Origin of the sequence: Pantoea sp. Pa-EAmG (genome assembly GCF_030024295.1) — a bacterium.
Lineage (GTDB): Bacteria > Pseudomonadota > Gammaproteobacteria > Enterobacterales > Enterobacteriaceae > Pantoea > Pantoea dispersa.
In genome coordinates this window covers 1-17,293 of the sequence record NZ_JASEWO010000099.1, presented here as the reverse complement: position 1 = coordinate 17,293, position 17,293 = coordinate 1, and the positions used below count along the sequence as shown (strand labels likewise).

Here is a 17,293-nt window from a genome sequence, read left to right as displayed (position 1 = left end):
TCATAGCTTAGATAAGATGTATGTGCAATTCAGTAATATCTATCAAGTTTTTGATCAAATCGATGAACAATTCTTGAAAATCGATCAGCGTTTTGAACAAATCGATGAGCGATTCAGGCAAATTGATAAACGCTTTGAAAAAGTGGATGAGCGCCTGCTGGATCTCGACCATCGCATGCAGCTCGGTTTCAATGAGCTCAAACGCGATAATCTCTGGCATCGGCGGCTGATGATGGCGATGGCCAGCGCCTTTGTGTTATCAGCCGCCAAATATATTTTTGCCGGTTAGCCGGGTAGCCAGCCCGGCGCGCGCGTCAGGCCTGACGTAATGTCTCCAGCCTGGCGCGTTGCTGCCCACGGGCGTCGAAATTGTCTGCCGCCAGCCAGCGCTCAAAGCCCAGCTTCACCTGCGGCCATTCGCTGTCGATGATAGAGAACCAGGCGGTATCCCGGCTGCGATTTTTATACACCATCACCTGACGGAACGTGCCTTCATAACGGAAGCCCAGCCGCAGTGCGGCGTTGTACGACGGCTGGTTACAGCTGTCGCATTTCCACTCGTAGCGACGATAGCCGAGTTGTTCGAAGGCGTAACGCATCAGCAGATAGTGGGCTTCGGTGGCCATGCGGGTTTGCTTCAGCAACGGAGAGAACACCACAAAGCCGACTTCCATCACACCGTGCTGCGGTTCAATGCGCATCAGCGCCAGCGAGCCGATCGCCTGCCCGCTTTGCCGATCAATAACCGCGAAGTGCAGGTAATCCGGACTCTGCTGGCACTGCTGCGCAAACGCCAGATAAGACGCTTCATCGTCAAAGCGCCCGACCGGCAGCCAGGTCCAGTCGCGGTCATCTTCCGCCAGCGCATAAGCCGCATACAGCTCGCGACCGTGACGTGCGGCATCCAGCGGCTCCAGCCGGCAATATTGTCCGGTGAAAATCTGCCCCTGCGGCAGCGGGCGCGGCTGCCACGCCTCCAGCGCCGGGCCGATGGGTTGTCCATAACGATTGGTCTGCGATGACATACGGCGATTCCTTCTGTGTGAGAGTGACAGCGTGCAGCGTGCCACTTTGCTGGTTCAGGAAAAAGCGCCACAATGTGATAAATCGATAGATCCACGGAGGCGCCGATGCGCGCACTAAACCGGCATTCGCTGCTGCTGGCACCGCTAGAAGCCGACGGCAGCCTGACACTGCAACAGCAGCTGTATCAGCGGCTGCGCCAGGCGATACTGAATGGTCAGCTGGCGGCGGGCACGCGCCTGCCGGCGACCCGCCAGCTGGCGGCTGAACTGCAGGTGTCGCGCAATACGGTGATCGCCGTCTGGTCACAGCTACAGGCGGAAGGATTTATCCTCAGCGACCGCCAGGGAAGCCGCGTCAGCCGGCTGGCGCACACGCCGCTGCCCGCGCAGGCGTCCGACGACAGCACCGACTGGCCGGTTTCCGCGCGCGCTGCCGGGTTGCACTCGCTGCATCGCCTCTCCAGTCAGGAGCTGGCGCTGCGCCCGAGCACGCCGGCGCTGGCGCATTTCCCGCTGGCGCAGTGGCGTCGCGCACTCAATCAAACCGCGCAGCAGGCACAGCTGCTGGGCTACGGCGATCCGCTGGGTGAGCTGGCGCTGCGTGAGGCGCTGGCGCAGCATCTGGCGCTGGCGCGCGGCGTGCGCTGTGCGCCGCAGCAGATTGTGATTACCGAAGGCGCGCAGCAGGCGCTGACGCTGTGCGTCGCGCTGCTCACCAATCGTGGTGACACCGGCTGGGTGGAGGAGCCGGGCTATCGCGGCGCCAAAGCGGCGATGCGCCTCGGCGATCTGCAGATCGAGCCGATTGCGGTGGATGCGCAGGGACTGGCACCGACAGCGCAGGACTGGCAGCAGCGCCCGCCGCGGCTGATTTACACCACGCCGACGCATCAGTATCCCACCGGCGCGATCATGAGCGCCGCGCGCCGGCTGGCGCTGCTGGCGGCGGCACAGCGGCATCAGGCGTGGATTATCGAAGATGATTACGACAGCGATTTTCGCTACAGCGGCGAGCCCATCGCCGCGATGCAGGGCATGGCGCAGCCGACGCCGGTGATTTACATCGGCTCCTTCAGCAAGACCCTGTTTCCGGCGCTGCGCATCGGCTACATGGTGCTGCCCGCCCCGCTAATGCTGCGGCTGCGGCCGGCCTTGCATGAGCTGTTACGCGGCGGTAACCGGCCGGAACAGCAGGCGCTGGCGCTGTTTTTACGCAGCGGGGATTTCAATCGCCACCTGAGCAAAATGCGCCGTCTGTATCGTCAGCGGCAGGCCACGCTGCGGGCTGCGCTACAGGAGACATTTGGTGCCCAGGTGCCGCTGCTGGGCGGTGAATGCGGCATGCATCTGGTGTTGCCGCTGGCGGATACGGTGGATGATGTGGCGCTGACGGCGCAGCAATTTCGCCATGGCTATGCGCCTGGCGCGCTGTCCGGCTTTTATCTGGGCGGGCAAAAACAACAGGGACTGGTGCTGGGATACGGTAATACCAGCACCAGTCAGATAATGGCAGGCGTGGCGCAGTTAGCGCGACTGCTGCCGGGCATTAACCCTTGAAGAAAATGTCGCCGGATTTGCCCATCACGATCTTGCCACTGTCGTCAGTGATCAGGATGTAGTTGGCGTTGATGTAAGCCCAGTGCGTGCCTTCCTGCGGTGCAGGCAGGTGGCGCGGCTGCCACTCAACGATGGTGTACTGCTTTTTACGGTACTCATCCGGCACGACGTCACCGACTTTATACTCTTTGTAATCGATGATAATGGTGTGCAGATCGTAATTATTGGCGGCGGATGGCGCTTCACCCGGACCGTTTTGTGACGGGCGAATCGGCGCGACATCGCCACTGGATTCTGCCGGTTCACTGCTGGCGGGCGCATCGCTGGTGGCCGCTGGCGCTGAGGCGTCAGGTGCGGTTTGCTGCACCTGCGGCGGCATCGGTACGCTATCGGTTTGCTCACCTTCTGCCAGCGCTGCTGGCGTCAGGCTTAAAGCGCCCAGAAAAATTCCTGCTGAAAGAAGGGTGACGTGTGTCCTGCGCATTGGTGATTTCCACTCTGGTTAATTATTTAACTGTCCCATTTACTGACAAGCGCCACGTGCGGAAGGTTCCCGCGCCGCGCTTTGCGCGTCAAATTTCGCTCCACAGCATACCTCAGGCGGCGCGCTTTGCTGAGCAGCAAAATTGCAAGCAACCGTGTTCAGCACCCGGCGATCTTTACGCGCCAAATCACGCAGCAGCGCAATGCCGAGATAGTTGCTCCAGTTGAAGGCGTTTTGCAGCACCACGATGGCATTGCCGTGGGCGCGATCGTAGCCAATAAAGCTGGCATAACCGCCAATATACCCCACCTGATAAGTGATCTGCTGCTGACCATAGGTATCGGTTACCCAGGCGATATTCTGCGCCTGATTGCCATGCTGCTCATAAGGATGATTGACCTGCGCCAGCGCCTGGCCGAGCGCGCCCTGTGCATCGCTGTGCAGATGCGCATCGAGGTAGCGAATCAGATCGCGCGCATTGCTGTACAGGCTGGCGGCCGCCACCATATTGCCGCGAAAGGCCCAGTCCGGCGTCAGCTGACCGCGCGCAATCAGTTTCGGCTGATCGCCGGCGTGGCCCAGCGCGCGCCACGGATAGCCGCGCAGGGTTTGTGGATGGAAGCTGCTGCTGGTCATGCCAAGCGGACCAAACAGCTGCTGCTGCGCCAGCGTTTCAATGTCCTGATGCAGGCGATGCTGCAGAATGTAGCCCAGCAGCGCATAGCCGAGATTGGAGTACTGCGCCGCCGGGTGCGCGGGGGCGCTGAAATCGGCCAGATAACTCAGCACGGCATCGCTATCCAGATTGCCGTAAAAATTTTCGCCGCTGCGCAGGTAAGCCATAAATTTCAGGAACATCGGCAGATCCATATCCTGGCGCGGCAGCCCCGAGGTGTGCGTGACCAGCTGCAGCAGCGTGATGCGTTTTGCATCCTCACTCAGCGGCACGCCGCGCGGCAGCAGCGTGGCCAGCGTGTCGTTCCAGTGCAGCTCGCCGCGATCCACCAGCCCGATAATGACCTCTGCAGTAACGCCTTTACTCAGCGAGCCCAGCGCAAACAGCGTATCCGGCGTGATGGGATAACGCTGGCGCGCATCGGTGACGCCATAGCTGTAAAACTGCGGCGCGCCGCGCTGGTGAATAATGGCGATGCTAATGCCGGTCACCTGCTTTTGCTGCATGTAGTGGCGCACAATGTCATCGACGTTTTCATGGAAGGAGGCGTGGGAAAGATAGACGCGATCGCCCACCGGCGCGGACGTTTGCGACAGCGTTCCGCAGCCGCTGAGCAGCAGACACAGGGCTGACAGCCGCAGGTGCAACCATGCGCGAGAAAGCGTCAGCCGCTGAAGCCTGACGAAGCGGGAAATAGCCATCAATTGATAAGTTATTTTTTATGTTATGCAGCAGGTGCCACTGGTGTTGGTGGCGAAATATACCACAGAACAGCGGGTGCGCCACCTGTCAGCCGCAGGTGGCGCCGGGCATTATTGATTAACCGGGATAACCGATCCTTTGTAGTGCTGGTTGATAAATTCAGCAGTTTGCTTTGATTCGAGATCTTTCGCTAACGCCAGAATGCGCGGGTCGCTGGCCAGCTTTGGCGTGGTGACCAGCACGTTGGCATACGGATTATCCTTTGCCTGTTCCAGCGCCAGCGCGTCTTTTGACGGCACCAGCCCGGCCTGCAGGGCATAGTTACCGTTAATAATCGCCAGCTGCGCATCATCCAGCGCGCGCGGCAGCTGCGGCGCTTCAACTTCAATGATCTTCAGATGGTGCGGGTTGTCACTGATGTCCGCCGTGGTCACCAGCGTACTGGCGCTGCGGCTTTTCAGCGTAATCAGGCCGTTGGCCTGCAGCAGATAGAGCGCGCGGCTCAGGTTAGTGACGTTGTTGGGCACCGCAACCTGCGCGCCATCCGGCAGATCTTTCAGAGATTTCACTTTGTGCGAATAAATCCCGAGTGGCTCAATATGCACGGTCGCCACCACGGCAAATTTTTCGCCCAGCGCTTTTTCCTGATCGCGCAGATAAGGCACATGCTGGAAATAGTTGGCATCGATGTCGCCACGCGCCAGCAGCTCGTTGGCGTTTAAATTGCCGTTAAGCTCGATGACCTTCAGGTCGAGCTGTTTGTCGGTTTGTTTGATGTAGTTGAGAATCTCACTGTGCGGCACCGGATCGGCGGCCACGCGCAGTGCCGCGGCGGACGCCACGCTGCTGAACAGGGCCATCAGGGCCAGTGACGCTATCATCGTTTTCTGCATGGGCTTTCCTTACGTTTCTTATGATTTCACTGTGCTTAATGCATCAGCGTAATAGCGCTGCGCCACATCGCGATGGGAACGCAGACGCCCTTTGAGGTAGTTCCAGCCCACTTCGCGCAGCAGTGGATTGTCAGGATCGCTGGTCGGGCCGTGGGCTTCTGCCGCCAACTGCGGCGGTAGCTGATACAGCGGTACTTCGGCGTCCAGCTGCGCACCGAGGAAAAAAGCGATCGACACGCGTTCACGATTAGCCGGCGGCGACACCACGCGGTGCACGGTGGCGCGCAGATATCCATTACTGGCAATCTCCAGCAGTTCGCCGATGTTAACCACGAATGCGCCCGGCTTGGGCAGCGCATCCACCCAGTGACCGGGTGACACTTCCACCTGCAAACCGGGCTGATCGTCCTGCAGCAAAAAGGTGAGGAAGCCGGAGTCTTTGTGCGCGCCGACGCCCTGCTGGCTGGCTTCTGCTGCCTGACCGGGATAACGAATCAGCTTGATGTGCTCATTGGGCTGGGTGCCATACAGCGCGTCGAACGCATCCGGCGGCAGCGCCAGCGCTTTAGCAAAGGCCCGCAGCAGGCGCAGCGCGATGGCGGTCATCGCCTGCTGCCAGGCGTGCATCACCGGACGCAATTGCGGTAACGCCTCCGGCCATAAGTTAGGCCCCTGCAGCCGTTTCCACGCCGGATCGCCCGGCTGCAGCGTCAGCGCCGCGCGTTCGGCGCCGATATCAAACTGTTCACGCTGATCGCGCTGGTCGCGGGTGTATTCCACACCGGCGTGGTTGTAGCCGCGAAAATGCGGCGAGTGGATCATCGCCACGCGCTGCTTCTCCGCCTGCGGCAGGGCAAAAAACGCCCGCGTGATACTCTGCACGTTGTGCAGCAGTTGCGGGTTGATGCCGTGATTAACCAGATAGAAGAAACCGACGTCACGCGCGGTCTCCCGCAGCTGCGCCAGGTAAGCTGCCTGCTCTGCGTCCGGTAGTTCCAGCAGGGCCAGATCCAGTACTGGCAGGGTATCCGCCATGATGTTGTCTCCTCGCTATCGGTAAATCCTGCGTTTACGCTGACATTTGCCGCCGTTTCCCGCCAATACTGTTGCGCGATAAGTTATGGCGATTCCTTTTTAGGCGCACTTCGGCTATCGATATGCAAAAAGCGGTAAATCAGGCGCGCTGCCGCTATAATCGCGCCCAGCAATTTTTGCCCACCAATGCACACCGCAGGAGACGCCGGATGAATCAGGGTCCGTTAACCGAAAAAGAGCTGAACTGGCTTGATGACATGCTGGAAAAATATGGCAACGAACACTCCGTGGTGGACACCGCCGAACTGGACGGCATGCTGACCGCCCTGCTCTCCGGCCCGAACGATATCGAACCGAGCGAATGGCTGGTGGCGATTTGGGGCGGTGAGAAGAAGATTCCTCAGTGGGCGAACGCGCGCGAAATGGACCGCTTCATGGCGCTGACTTTCCAGCACTTCAATGACATCGCCGAGCGGCTGGCGGAGTACCCGGAGCAGTTCGATCCGCTGTTCGGCGAGCAGGAGATGGAAGGCCAGCTGTTTACCGTGGTGGAAGACTGGTGCTATGGCTATATGCGTGGCGTGGCGCTGGATGCAGACTGGGCGCAGCTGCCGGCTGCACAGCAACCGGCGCTGCAGGCGATTGCGCTGCACGGCAGTGAAGAACAGCTGGCACAGCGTGAAGCCTTCACCCCGGACGCGTTTGAGGCCAGCATCGAGGCGATTCGCCCGGCGGCGCTGGAACTGCACGAATACTGGCAGGAACAGCGCATGGCGCAGCCCGATCCGGCCCCGCAGCTGCCGCATTTTGCCGGTGAAAAAACCGGCCGCAACGATCCCTGCCCGTGCGGCAGCGGCAAAAAGTTTAAGCAGTGCTGCCTGAATAAAGCCTGAGACATTCACGTCAACGCAGGCCAGCGCTAAAACTGGCCTGCGCACCGCGTTATTTCCCGGACGCGAGAAACTCCATCACTGCCGCATTCAGCGGCGCAGGGCACTCTTCAGGTAACCAGTGACCGCAGCCAGGTAACACTTTGCCGGTGACCTGCGAGGCGTAGCGGCTGACCACCTGCTGCTCATAAGCACCCAGTCCGCCGTGACCGCCACCGCCAATCGCCAGCATCGGCACGGCAATTTTCTCGCGGGAGAGCACTTTATTGTCCGCCACTCCCTGATTCAGCACCCGGTAATATTCAAAGGCGGCATTCAGGCTGTGCGGTTTTGCATAGGATTTGCTGTAAAGATCCAGCAGCGCCGGGGTGAACACCGCTTTGTTGGCGGCATGTTCTTTGATGAAATGCTCAAAGAACAGGCGCTCTTTACCGGCGATCAGCTGCTCAGCGAGCTGTCCCTGCGCCGCAAAGAAGCTGAAGTGCCACACCAGGGATTCGCCTTCAGGCGTAAAGGCCGGGAACTGATAGATGCTTTCATCCGGGATCGGCGCCTCCATAAAGATGGCGCGGCGGATGCGGTCCTGATGTTTCACCAGCAGCGGATAGGTATTCCAGATGCCAATGTCGTGCGCCACCAGATCGAACTTTTTGCCGCCGGCGAACTGTTGTGCCAGCTGATAAAGCAGCGGCGCGACATCGGTGGCGCGATACGAATGCGGCACGTCAGACTGCCCCAGCCCCGGCAGATCCACCGCCACGACGGTGTGATTTTTTGCCAGTTCCGGCATCAACTGGTGCCACTCGTACCACGTCTGTCCGAAACCGTGCACCAGATACACCAGCGGTCCGCTGCCGCCCTTCACATAATGCAGGCGCACGCCATCCACAGTTTGATAGCTGCTGGTGAAACCGGCGGGCAGCGGGAATTCATCCGCGGCGGTGCCGGCGGCGGAAAACAGCGCGGCCGAGGCGAGCAGCAGGGTTAACAGTAATTTTTTGAACACGTGGTTGATCTCCATTATGTGATAATGCCATTTAAAACAATGATTTAAACTCTCATGTGCGCACGACAGGTCAGTGACCTTGTACGCGCTGGTGCCGCGCACCGGCCTGAAAACCGTGCTGACGCGCCTGCAGTGCGATGAGGAAGCCAATCGCCAGCAGCAACAGCAGCGCCAGCGGGAAAGACGCCACGCCCCAGTGAGTAAGCAACACGCCACCGGCCAGACCGCCGCCGGCAATCGCGCTGTTCCACACCACCACGTTCATCGACAGCGCCACATCCGCGCCCTCGCCCGCCGCATCCGCCAGCGCCGTTTGCAGCAGCGTGGCCGCCCCGCCAAACGTCAACCCCCACAACGCCACGCCGACATAAACCAGCAGCGGCAAGCGCGCCAGCCAGATGAACAGCAGCGAGACCAGCGCAAACAGCGCCAGACTGCCGAGCACGGCGACGCGCAGGTGGTGATCGACGAGGCGACCGGCCAGGCCGATAGCCGCCAGCGCCGCGATGCCAAACACCAGCAGCACGCTGTCCACCTGCCCGGCGAGGCCCGCCTGGGTAACGAACGGCGCAATGTAGGTGTAGAGAATGTTGTGCGCCGTCATCCACGCCAGCACCACGCCCAGCACCGGGCGCACGCCTGGCGTCATGAACACCGTGCGCAGCGGCAGACGCTTGTCGCTGCTTTGTCCCGGATAGTCAGGTACCCGCAGCAGCACCCAGCCGATCAGCAGCAGCGTCAGCGCTGACATGATGCCGAACGCCGTGCGCCAGCCCACCGCCGTGCCCAGCCAGGTGCCGACAGGAACGCCCAGCGCCAGCGCAATCGGCGTGCCGACCATCGCCACGGCGAGCGCTTTGCCCTGCTGATGGACCGGCACCATGCGCCGCGCATAGCCGGCCAGCAGGCTCCAGGCGAGTCCCGCCGCTGCGCCGGCGAAAAAGCGCGCCACCAGCGTCAGTGCGAAGTGGGTCGAAAACGTGGTGATGGAGTTGAAAATCAGAAAACCGACGATAGCCAGCAACAGCACGTTACGGCGGCGCCAGCCTTGGGTAGCGATGGTCAGCGGAATCGCCGCCAGCAGCGAGCCAAGTGCATAAACGGTTACGGTCTGCCCGGCCAGCGCGGTGGAAATGCCGAGGCCCGCCGCCATTTGCGGCAGCAGTCCGGCCGGTAAGGTTTCGGTGATGATGCAGATAAAACCGGTCATGGCCAGCGCCAGCAGCGCGCCCAGCGGTAGCGGCCGGGTTTTATCCGCGGCGGTATTCAAAGTCGTCACAATCAGCGTTCCCGATGTCATCAGCGTGCAGATAAGGCGCGCGCCGCTCGTTGAAATTATATGTACCGATCAGTATATAAATTGGCGAAGTGCGATAACCTGTTACGGCTTAAGAACACACTACCGCGGATACGCTATCCGCCGCCCGCAGGCACAAATATATACTGATCGATACATTAGTTGACGTGCGAGACCATTGTCAACGACTTATGTATCGATTAGTATTTAAGCATTGAGATTAATGGAGCACTGAGATGGCCACTATGGGACGGCCGCGTACGTTCGATCGTGATGCGGCCATTGAACAGGCGATGAAGATTTTCTGGCAGCACGGCTATGAATCGACATCGTTAACGCAGCTGAAGGCGGGAATTGCCGGCGGTATTTCTGCACCGAGCTTTTACGCGGCTTTTGGCTCGAAGCAGGCGCTGTTTCAGGAGTGTGTGCAGCGTTATCTGTCGACTTACGCGCAGGTGGTGGAGCCGCTGTGGGATAACAGCCTGCCGCCCCGTACCGCAATGGAGACCGCGCTGCGGCGCTCGGCCAGCATGCAGTGTGAGTCCGGTCATCCGCTGGGATGTATGGTCGGCCTGGGCGTGATGAGTGCGCCTTCCGCCGAACACGCGGACGTCACGCAGCCGCTGGCGCGCTCACGCGCCCGCACGCTGGCAGGTATGACGGCCTGCGTGCAGCGCGGCATCGACAGCGGCGAACTGCGCGCCGACACCGATGCCGCCGCCCTCGCCATCGCCCTCGACGCTTTTCTGCTGGGCGTGTCGGTGCTGGTGCGCGATGGCGTCAACGGCGCGCAGATCGATACCGCCATCGCCCACGTCATGGCCGTCTGGGACGCGGCAAAATCTGTGACGGATTAAGCATCCCTGCCGCCCGGCGTTGCGCGCTGAGCATTACCCCGCCGGTTTGACTTCGGTGACCAGCGTTGGCAGTTGCCATGCGCCGCCGGCGCGGATGGCACGACACATGCCGGTGGTGGCCTCGCTGCTCTGCACGAACTGGCGGCCATCCCACACCCATGCAGCGGTGCTCCAGCAGTCACCAATGCCGCGCCCTTTCTGCGCTTCGCTGATCACGCCGTCGTGATAATCAGATCCGGAATCGGTGATCAGCTGCGGCGTGCCCTGCAGCGCGTTATCCAGCAGCCAGAAACCATAGCCTTCGTTGTAAGCCCCGCGCCAGCACAGCGCGGCGATCAGCACGTGCTGCGCATCCACCGGCGTCAGCGTAGGCGGTTCTGCGCCCTCTTCCGGCTGATCGTCGGACGGCGCGAGATTGTCACAGCTGTCGTCGTCGGTCAGCGAGGCAATCAGCTTTGGCTTGACCTGCGCCAGTTCGTCCGGCGTCAGCGTGCGCGGCGCGGCTTTCAGCACCCTGACCTGCTGGATCACCGGCATCGCCACTGCCGCCGGTACGCTGGCTTCCGGCTGATTGCCCTTGCGCACCAGCGCGCCCGGCGTGTTCAGCCGTCCCTGCGCCTCATCCATTTTTAACAGCGTGGCAAAAGCCCCGTTGCCGGAAAGCTCAAACGGCTCGGCCGCACCGCGAAACTCCACGCGGGCATTGCCTTTGATGGCGGCGATCAGCGCCTCGGTCTGCGCGTCGCTCAGCGTCCACTCATCGTTCTCCGCTTTGCTGACTTCGCCCAGTGCGCGATCGTCAATCCACAGCGCCAGCGCATTCACCTGCTGCGCATCATCGTCGCCGGTATCGGCCAGCACCACGCGCCCGTGCGGCAGGCTGTCTGGCCCGCCGGCGCGCGTCAGCAGCACCGATCCGCCCGCGCCCTCTTCGGCGCTGTAGCCGGCGGCGCGGCAGGTCAGCGTATTATCACAAGCCAGCTCCCAGTCTTTATGGCTAAACGAGACGCCTTCGTCGGCCCACAACGGCGTGCTCAGGCTGGCGAACAGCGTCAGCGCCAGCAGCAATCGGCTTTTCATGCCATCTCTCCCTAATGGTAAAGGTGGCTAGTGTGATGATTTTTGCGGCGCGGGAGAAGTGAATTTTTTGCGGCGGGTCTTATTCCATCGCTGCCTGTGGTTGTGGCTGACGCGCCATCAGGCTCAGCGCCACCAGCATCGCCAGCGCCACGGCAATCGCGCCAGCGAGATACACCGAAGCCACGCCGCGGTGGGCGGCCAGCGCGCCCGCCAGCGGACTGGTGATCGCCAGCGCGATATCAAGAAACGCCACGTAAGCCCCCATCGCCAGGCTGCGGGTGTGCGGCGGTGCACGCCGCACCGCTTCCACGCCGAACGCCGGAAAGGCCAGCGAATAGCCAAAACCGGTCAGCGCCGCGCCGAGATAAACCAGCGTCGCGTCATCAGCGCCCCAAATCAGCAGCTGACCGCAGGCTTCAATCAGCACGCATACCAGCGCGACGCGCGCGCCGCCCAGCTTATCCGGCAGATGGGCAAAGAACAGGCGCGCCGCGATAAACGCCACGCCAAATGCGGTGAACGCCAGCGACGCGTTGCCCCAGGCCCTGGCCGCAAACAGCAGCGCGATAAACGCGGTGATCATGCCAAAGCCGACGCTGGCGAGCGCCAGACCCAGTCCCGGCCGCCACACCGCGCCCATGACTTTGTAGAACGGCGTGCGTTTGGTCGAGGTCGGCGCGACGGCGCGCACCTGGGTGATAAACATCAGCGGCAGCAGCGGTACCACGATGATCGCCATGGCGATGCCGGTGAAGTGCCAGCCGTGATAAATCGCCACGCCCAGCGGCGCACCCAGCGCCCAGGCGCCGTAAATCGCGATACCGATCCACGCCATCACTTTACCGGCATTGGCCGGCCCCACCAGCCCGAGTCCCCAGCCGAGCGCGCCGGTGGCCAGCAGGCTCTCGCCCAGCGCCAGCACTACACGCCCCAGCAGCAGGATGGCCACCGAACTGGCAGGCCGATCAACGAACAGCAGCGAAATCAGGTAGATCACGCCGGAACTTGCCACCACCAACAGCCCGGCCAGTACCGCACGTTTCGCGCCGCGCATATCGGCGAAGTTGCCCGCCCACGAACGCGTCAGCAACGACGCGACAAACTGCGCGCCGATGACCGTGCCGATCGCCAGCGTATCCATGCCGAGGTTCTGCTGCAGATGCAGCGGCAGCACCGGCAGCTGCATCCCCATGGTGAGAAAAGCGATAAACACCGCCAGCGTCACCGGCAGCAAGGTGATAAATACATTATTTTTCATCGATATAATCCAGAAAAACTGCCGCGCGCAGCGGCAGCGTGATATCAGAGATGGGTGTAATAGGCAGGCGTATCGAGCTCGCTCAGCAGGTCCGGGCGGGTTGCAGACCAGTCCAGCAGCGTGCGCGTGCGCTGGCTGGAGACCGCCATGTTGCCCGCCGCCATATTGGCGAACCAGCCAAAATGAGCCCGGTCGCGCTCGCCGCTGGGCAATCCGAGCTGGCGTCCAATCGTCTCCGCGATTGCGCGGAACGGCACCGCCTCATCGGCCACCGCGTGATAAACGCGTTCGGTGACGCCCTGCTCCAGCGCCAGCCGATAGACGCGCGCCGCATCGCGACGGTGCACGCCGGACCAGCAGTTTTCACCGCTGCCGCACCAGGCGGAAATCCCGCTCTCACGCGCCAGCCGCACCAGAATCGGCACAAAACCGTGGTCGCCGAGGCCATGTACCGACGGCGCCAGCCGCACTGTCGCCACGTGCACGCCGCGCTGCGACAGCGCCTGCGCCGCCGCTTCCGACTGACGCGGTGACACCGGCTGCGGCTGATCCAGCTCCGTCGCCCCGCGCGCCATACCGGACAGGCCGGACGTCACCAGCAGCATGCGATCCGATCCGGCAATCGCCTCGCCGAGCAGCTCGATTACCTGACGGTCCTGCTCGCAGTTCTGCACGAAGCGCGAGAAATCGTGGTTGAACGCGGTATGAATGATGGCGTCTGCGGATTGCGCGGCGTCACGCAGCACGTCAGCGTCCTCCAGCGAACCGCGAATAACCTGTGCGCCAGTGACGGCCAGCGCCACGGCTTTTTCCGCCGAACGCGCCAGCCCTGTTACCTGATGGCCCGCCGCGATCAACTCTTCCACCACCGCTGAACCTACCCAGCCGGTGGCCCCGGTGACAAATATCTGCATGGTCTTTTCTCCTGCACGTTAAAACGCGAGTGTTTCGTCGTGTTGATATGATGCGTGCTGTGGAGCGGTGGCGCTAATCGCATCAGCAATGCAGGAGCAAGCCTTGTCGGACAAGGCCTGAGGGCATGAAGACCGCGACTTATTCGGCGAGAGTTCAGGTTTACAGCGCCGCGACAATCTGCTGGCGCAGCCATTGCTGGGCGGGATCGCGATGCAGGCGCTCGTGCCACAGCATCAGGATGTCAAACCCTTCAATCTCCAGCGGCGGTGCAAGCACGCGGAGCTGCGGCGCGTTTCGCACCAGGCGCTCCGGCAGCACGGCGACCAAATCACTGTTGGCCAGCGTGTCGAGCATAAACAGGAAATGCGGCACCGAGAGCGCGACGCGGCGCGTGCGGCCGAGCCTGGCCAGCGCGCGATCGGTGGCGGCGCTGAAGCCGCCGCCATCCGGCGAAACCATCACAAATTCCAGCTGGCAAAAGCGATCCAGCGTCAGGGGTTGCTGCAGCTGCGGATGATCGTGCCGGCCGGCCAGCACGTAGCGCTCGCTGAACAAGCGGTGCTGATGCAGCGTCGGCGGCGCATTGTCGCCAGTATGAAACACCACATCCAGCTCGCCCTTCTCCAGCTGCTGCGCCACCTGCGGCGGATTGAGTGCAAACACCGCCATGCGGCTGCGCGGGGCCGCTTCACGAATGAGTTTCAGCGCCGGCAGGATCAGCGCCGATGACATGTAATCGGTGGCGGCAATGCGCCAGGTAAGCTCCGCGCGCGTCGGATCGAACGCTGCCGGCGGCGCCACCGCGCGCTCCAGCGCTTCCAGCGCCAGACGCAGCGGTTCGCGCAGGGCCTCGGCGCGGGCGGTGGGCAGCATGCCGCGCGGACCGGGCAACAGCAGCGGATCGTCAAACAGCACCCGCAGGCGCGCCAGCTGGGCGCTCACCGACGGCTGCGACAGATTGAGGCGCTGCGCCGCCCGCGTCACGTTCTGTTCCACCAGCAGCACGTCTAAGGTGTGCAGCAGATTCAAATCCAGCGAGTGCATATTCATGCCATCTATACCTGAGATATCAGTAATTGATTTCTACTATAACCAGCGCTGGCTTAACCTGCAGCGGTTTTCATCTCACAGGATACCGCCATGAATGTTTTGATTGTGTATGCCCATCCGGAACCGCGCTCGCTGAATGGATCGCTGAAAGACTTTGCCGTGAATCATCTGCAGCAGGCGGGCCATCAGGTGCAGGTTTCGGATCTGTACGCCATGCAGTGGAAAGCGCCGCTGGATGCCGCCGATACGCTGGCGCCCCCGGTGGGCGCGCATTTTGATGCCACGCTGGATTCGCGTTTCGCCTACGACAACCAGCTGCAGGCAGCGGACATTGCCGCCGAGCAGGAGAAGCTGCGCTGGGCCGACACGGTGATTTTTCAGTTTCCGCTGTGGTGGTTTTCGATGCCGGCAATCATGAAAGGCTGGTTTGACCGCGTTTATGCCAACGGTTTTGCCTATGGCGTCGGCGAGCACAACGATCATCACTGGGGCGATCGCTACGGCGAAGGCACGCTCGCCGGCAAGCGCGCCATGCTGGTGGTGACCACCGGCGGCTGGGAATCCCACTACGCGCCGCGCGGCATCAACGGCCCGATTGAGGATCTGCTGTTCCCGATCCAGCACGGCATGCTGTTCTATCCCGGCTTCAGCGTGTTGCCACCGCTGGTGCTGTATCGCGTGCAGAAGTCGGCGCAGGAACGCTTTGATAGCTGGTGCACCGCGCTGGCGCAACGACTGGATCGCTTAGCGCAGGATCAACCGATTGCCTTCCGTCGCCAGAACGGCGGTGAATATGCGATTCCGGCGCTGACGCTGCGCGAGGATCTTGCGGAAGGCGAGCGCGGATTTGGCGTGCACGTGGCGCGCTGAGCCGCAGGCCGCCAAACCGCAGCGGCGCGCTGCCGCATTATTCAAACAGCCAGCGCCCCGCCTGCGCCGACGTAATCAGCATGCCCAGCGTGAAATCCGGCACCACCGGCACTTCACGTTTGTTGAACGGGTTGAGGATTTGCGCCAGCGACGGTTCGTCCGGGTAGTAGGTTTCAATAGCGAAATTCGCGCGATCGACCGCGAACTCGCTGAAAAACTCCTCCATCAGCGCGGCGGCTTCGTCGCGCTCGAAGTTGAGATCGCTGTCGATATCAATCTGCGGCGTGAGCGTTTTCTGCTTGAACAGATATACGCCGTCATAGCGCCGCACCAGTTCATAGATACGCTGTTCGAGTTGCTCTGTCATCGTCGCCTCTTCGCCTGTGCTGATTGGATCGCAGGGCATTTTGCCATGCCTTGCCCTCTTCGCCTAAGCATTAACGTGCGGCGCTGAGAACCTCAATAGCCGTCTGCCGAAAACGGGCAAATGCCTCCTCCCAGGAAGCCGGAGACTGGCTGTAAACCATGGGCACAACGAATTGCTGATAACGCTGGCGGTGAACAGGGTTCTCTGCCAGCTCTTCTAAACCCATTCTGAGTTCTGCAATTGGGGAGGTGCAGAATTCGGGATATTGAATACCATACCGCTCGATATCCTCTTTAATACACTGACGCACATACGCTTGTAGCCGTGCTAAATCAATCTCATGGGTGCGGGCAATGCAGAAATTATCGTACACATGCCGTACTAAAGATGCATCGTCTTCCCGTTGCGGCCTTCTGACGTGGGCCGCAGTGCGGCGCATTATGGACACCAGCTTTTCCGCCTGAGTAGCGAGCACTGTTGCACAGGGAAAACCCGTCACCGTAACGCCCTGTTGTGTCAGGGCAGTGACAATCGACTGAATATCACGCTTTTCTGGCGGTTCAAGTAACGTCGCCTCAATGATCTCCAGCTTAATGAACGGTCTCAGGCATGGCACCTGAGCGTATTTCTGCGGATAACGAATGGGAAGTTCACTATAACGATACTCATCGCGAATAGTTTTAGGGTGTGCCTCATCAAAACGAAAAAATGCTGACGCGACTATGGCTTCCGTTATTTCGGCGATGATGTGTTTACGAATGGCTTTGCGCTGCGTGCGTGAGTTTTTAGCAAAGAAATCGGCGACGGGAACAAGCTTGATATCCACATCTTCAGACATGCGGTTAAGCGCAATACCCGCCTTAGACAAAGCGGTTCCACCACAAAATACCAGCTGATGGCTCCCGAAGTTCAAAGGCTGTAACAGCCGCAGCAATTCAACAATATAGAAATCCTTTTCCACGATAGCGACAGATTCGATGCCTAATGCATCGGCTACATCAGGAAATAACGCTATGAGATCATCCATTTAATTTACTGCTTCCTACTGACAAGGTGCGTTTAAAACGTGGCGACGTTTTGATCTGCATGGATGCAGGAATCTGCGTGGTTTTCCCACTGTTATAGGCATCCGACGCGCCAACCAGACGATAATCAACCTTCAGACGTTCGAGCGTCTCGATGACAACGGCAGCAGAACCACCGGGTGCAGCAGGCATTATCTTGCCCGTAATCGCGTTCTTTCTTGCTTTGGTGTACACGCCATAGCCAACCTTAAGCAGCTGGCCTTCGTTCACCAGTTCCCGCAGTACACGGCCAATCTGGTCGTAACC

At 60.9% G+C, this 17,293-nt stretch carries 18 protein-coding genes and 1 pseudogene; 5 read left to right on the top strand and 14 right to left on the bottom strand.

What is annotated here, in order from left to right:
• Window positions 1–289 (top strand): annotated as a pseudogene (locus QMM04_RS13970) (hypothetical protein); the annotation flags it as partial.
• A 25-nt stretch (window positions 290–314) separates the two neighbouring features.
• On the opposite strand, the gene QMM04_RS13965 reads toward QMM04_RS13970, so the two are convergent.
• Entirely contained in the window at window positions 315–1,025 is a 711-nt protein-coding gene (locus tag QMM04_RS13965) for a GNAT family protein (protein ID WP_282996374.1), read from the bottom strand.
• Between the two features lie 105 nt (window positions 1,026–1,130).
• On the opposite strand from QMM04_RS13965, the gene QMM04_RS13960 reads away from it, so the two are divergent.
• Entirely contained in the window at window positions 1,131–2,582 is a 1,452-nt protein-coding gene (locus tag QMM04_RS13960; RefSeq protein WP_282996373.1) for a PLP-dependent aminotransferase family protein, read from the top strand.
• Here the strand turns inward: QMM04_RS13960 and QMM04_RS13955 are convergent.
• The 4 genes from QMM04_RS13955 to QMM04_RS13940 all read right to left on the bottom strand — a co-directional run bounded on the left by QMM04_RS13955 (window position 2,572) and on the right by QMM04_RS13940 (window position 6,375).
• The gene (locus tag QMM04_RS13955) at window positions 2,572–3,066 is read right to left on the bottom strand and encodes an RcnB family protein (protein WP_031279558.1); all 495 of its coding nucleotides are present in this window, start codon (window positions 3,064–3,066) and stop codon (window positions 2,572–2,574) included. The genes QMM04_RS13960 and QMM04_RS13955 overlap by 11 nt on opposite strands.
• Before the next feature lie 39 nt (window positions 3,067–3,105).
• The gene (locus QMM04_RS13950; protein ID WP_282996372.1) at window positions 3,106–4,446 is read right to left on the bottom strand and encodes a serine hydrolase domain-containing protein; all 1,341 of its coding nucleotides are present in this window, start codon (window positions 4,444–4,446) and stop codon (window positions 3,106–3,108) included.
• Between the two features lie 108 nt (window positions 4,447–4,554).
• On the bottom strand, window positions 4,555–5,337 hold the full coding sequence (locus QMM04_RS13945) for a MetQ/NlpA family ABC transporter substrate-binding protein (RefSeq protein ID WP_058780928.1): 783 nt from the start codon (window positions 5,335–5,337) through the stop codon (window positions 4,555–4,557).
• Window positions 5,338–5,355: 18 nt separating this feature from the next.
• Window positions 5,356–6,375, bottom strand: a complete 1,020-nt coding sequence (locus QMM04_RS13940) for an isopenicillin N synthase family oxygenase (protein ID WP_058780927.1) — start codon at window positions 6,373–6,375, stop codon at window positions 5,356–5,358.
• Window positions 6,376–6,581: 206 nt separating this feature from the next.
• On the opposite strand from QMM04_RS13940, the gene QMM04_RS13935 reads away from it, so the two are divergent.
• Window positions 6,582–7,265, top strand: a complete 684-nt coding sequence (locus QMM04_RS13935; RefSeq protein WP_058771427.1) for a YecA family protein — start codon at window positions 6,582–6,584, stop codon at window positions 7,263–7,265.
• Window positions 7,266–7,314: 49 nt separating this feature from the next.
• Here QMM04_RS13935 and QMM04_RS13930 read toward each other — a convergent pair whose 3' ends face one another.
• Together QMM04_RS13930 and QMM04_RS13925 are read right to left on the bottom strand one after the other, a co-directional pair.
• Window positions 7,315–8,268, bottom strand: a complete 954-nt coding sequence (locus QMM04_RS13930) for an alpha/beta hydrolase (RefSeq protein WP_282996371.1) — start codon at window positions 8,266–8,268, stop codon at window positions 7,315–7,317.
• A gap of 70 nt (window positions 8,269–8,338) precedes the next feature.
• Window positions 8,339–9,478, bottom strand: a complete 1,140-nt coding sequence (locus QMM04_RS13925; protein WP_282996375.1) for an MFS transporter — start codon at window positions 9,476–9,478, stop codon at window positions 8,339–8,341.
• Window positions 9,479–9,801: 323 nt separating this feature from the next.
• On the opposite strand from QMM04_RS13925, the gene QMM04_RS13920 reads away from it, so the two are divergent.
• Window positions 9,802–10,422, top strand: a complete 621-nt coding sequence (locus QMM04_RS13920) for a TetR/AcrR family transcriptional regulator (protein ID WP_021506748.1) — start codon at window positions 9,802–9,804, stop codon at window positions 10,420–10,422.
• Between the two features lie 33 nt (window positions 10,423–10,455).
• Here QMM04_RS13920 and QMM04_RS13915 read toward each other — a convergent pair whose 3' ends face one another.
• The 4 genes from QMM04_RS13915 to QMM04_RS13900 form a co-directional block, all read right to left on the bottom strand.
• The gene (locus tag QMM04_RS13915) at window positions 10,456–11,502 is read right to left on the bottom strand and encodes a DUF1176 domain-containing protein (protein ID WP_282996370.1); all 1,047 of its coding nucleotides are present in this window, start codon (window positions 11,500–11,502) and stop codon (window positions 10,456–10,458) included.
• Between the two features lie 79 nt (window positions 11,503–11,581).
• On the bottom strand, window positions 11,582–12,760 hold the full coding sequence (locus QMM04_RS13910) for an arabinose transporter (protein WP_282996369.1): 1,179 nt from the start codon (window positions 12,758–12,760) through the stop codon (window positions 11,582–11,584).
• A gap of 44 nt (window positions 12,761–12,804) precedes the next feature.
• On the bottom strand, window positions 12,805–13,674 hold the full coding sequence (locus QMM04_RS13905; RefSeq protein ID WP_058776425.1) for an SDR family oxidoreductase: 870 nt from the start codon (window positions 13,672–13,674) through the stop codon (window positions 12,805–12,807).
• A 160-nt stretch (window positions 13,675–13,834) separates the two neighbouring features.
• Window positions 13,835–14,725 (bottom strand): LysR family transcriptional regulator, encoded by an 891-nt coding sequence (locus tag QMM04_RS13900; protein ID WP_282996368.1) that lies wholly within the window; start codon window positions 14,723–14,725, stop codon window positions 13,835–13,837.
• 90 nt (window positions 14,726–14,815) lie between these two features.
• Between QMM04_RS13900 and QMM04_RS13895 the strand changes: the two genes are divergently transcribed.
• A complete protein-coding gene (locus QMM04_RS13895) occupies window positions 14,816–15,595 on the top strand; it encodes an NAD(P)H-dependent oxidoreductase (RefSeq protein ID WP_282996367.1) in 780 nt (259 codons plus the stop codon).
• 37 nt (window positions 15,596–15,632) lie between these two features.
• Here QMM04_RS13895 and QMM04_RS13890 read toward each other — a convergent pair whose 3' ends face one another.
• From QMM04_RS13890 to QMM04_RS13880, 3 genes are all read right to left on the bottom strand, one after another.
• A complete protein-coding gene (locus QMM04_RS13890; RefSeq protein WP_058780964.1) occupies window positions 15,633–15,962 on the bottom strand; it encodes a DUF1493 family protein in 330 nt (109 codons plus the stop codon).
• A gap of 70 nt (window positions 15,963–16,032) precedes the next feature.
• Window positions 16,033–16,989, bottom strand: a complete 957-nt coding sequence (locus QMM04_RS13885; RefSeq protein ID WP_282996366.1) for a nucleotidyl transferase AbiEii/AbiGii toxin family protein — start codon at window positions 16,987–16,989, stop codon at window positions 16,033–16,035.
• Window positions 16,982–17,293, bottom strand: a 312-nt coding sequence (locus QMM04_RS13880) for an S-adenosylhomocysteine hydrolase (RefSeq protein ID WP_282996365.1), incomplete at its 5' end; no start/stop codon positions are given. The genes QMM04_RS13885 and QMM04_RS13880, both read right to left, overlap by 8 nt.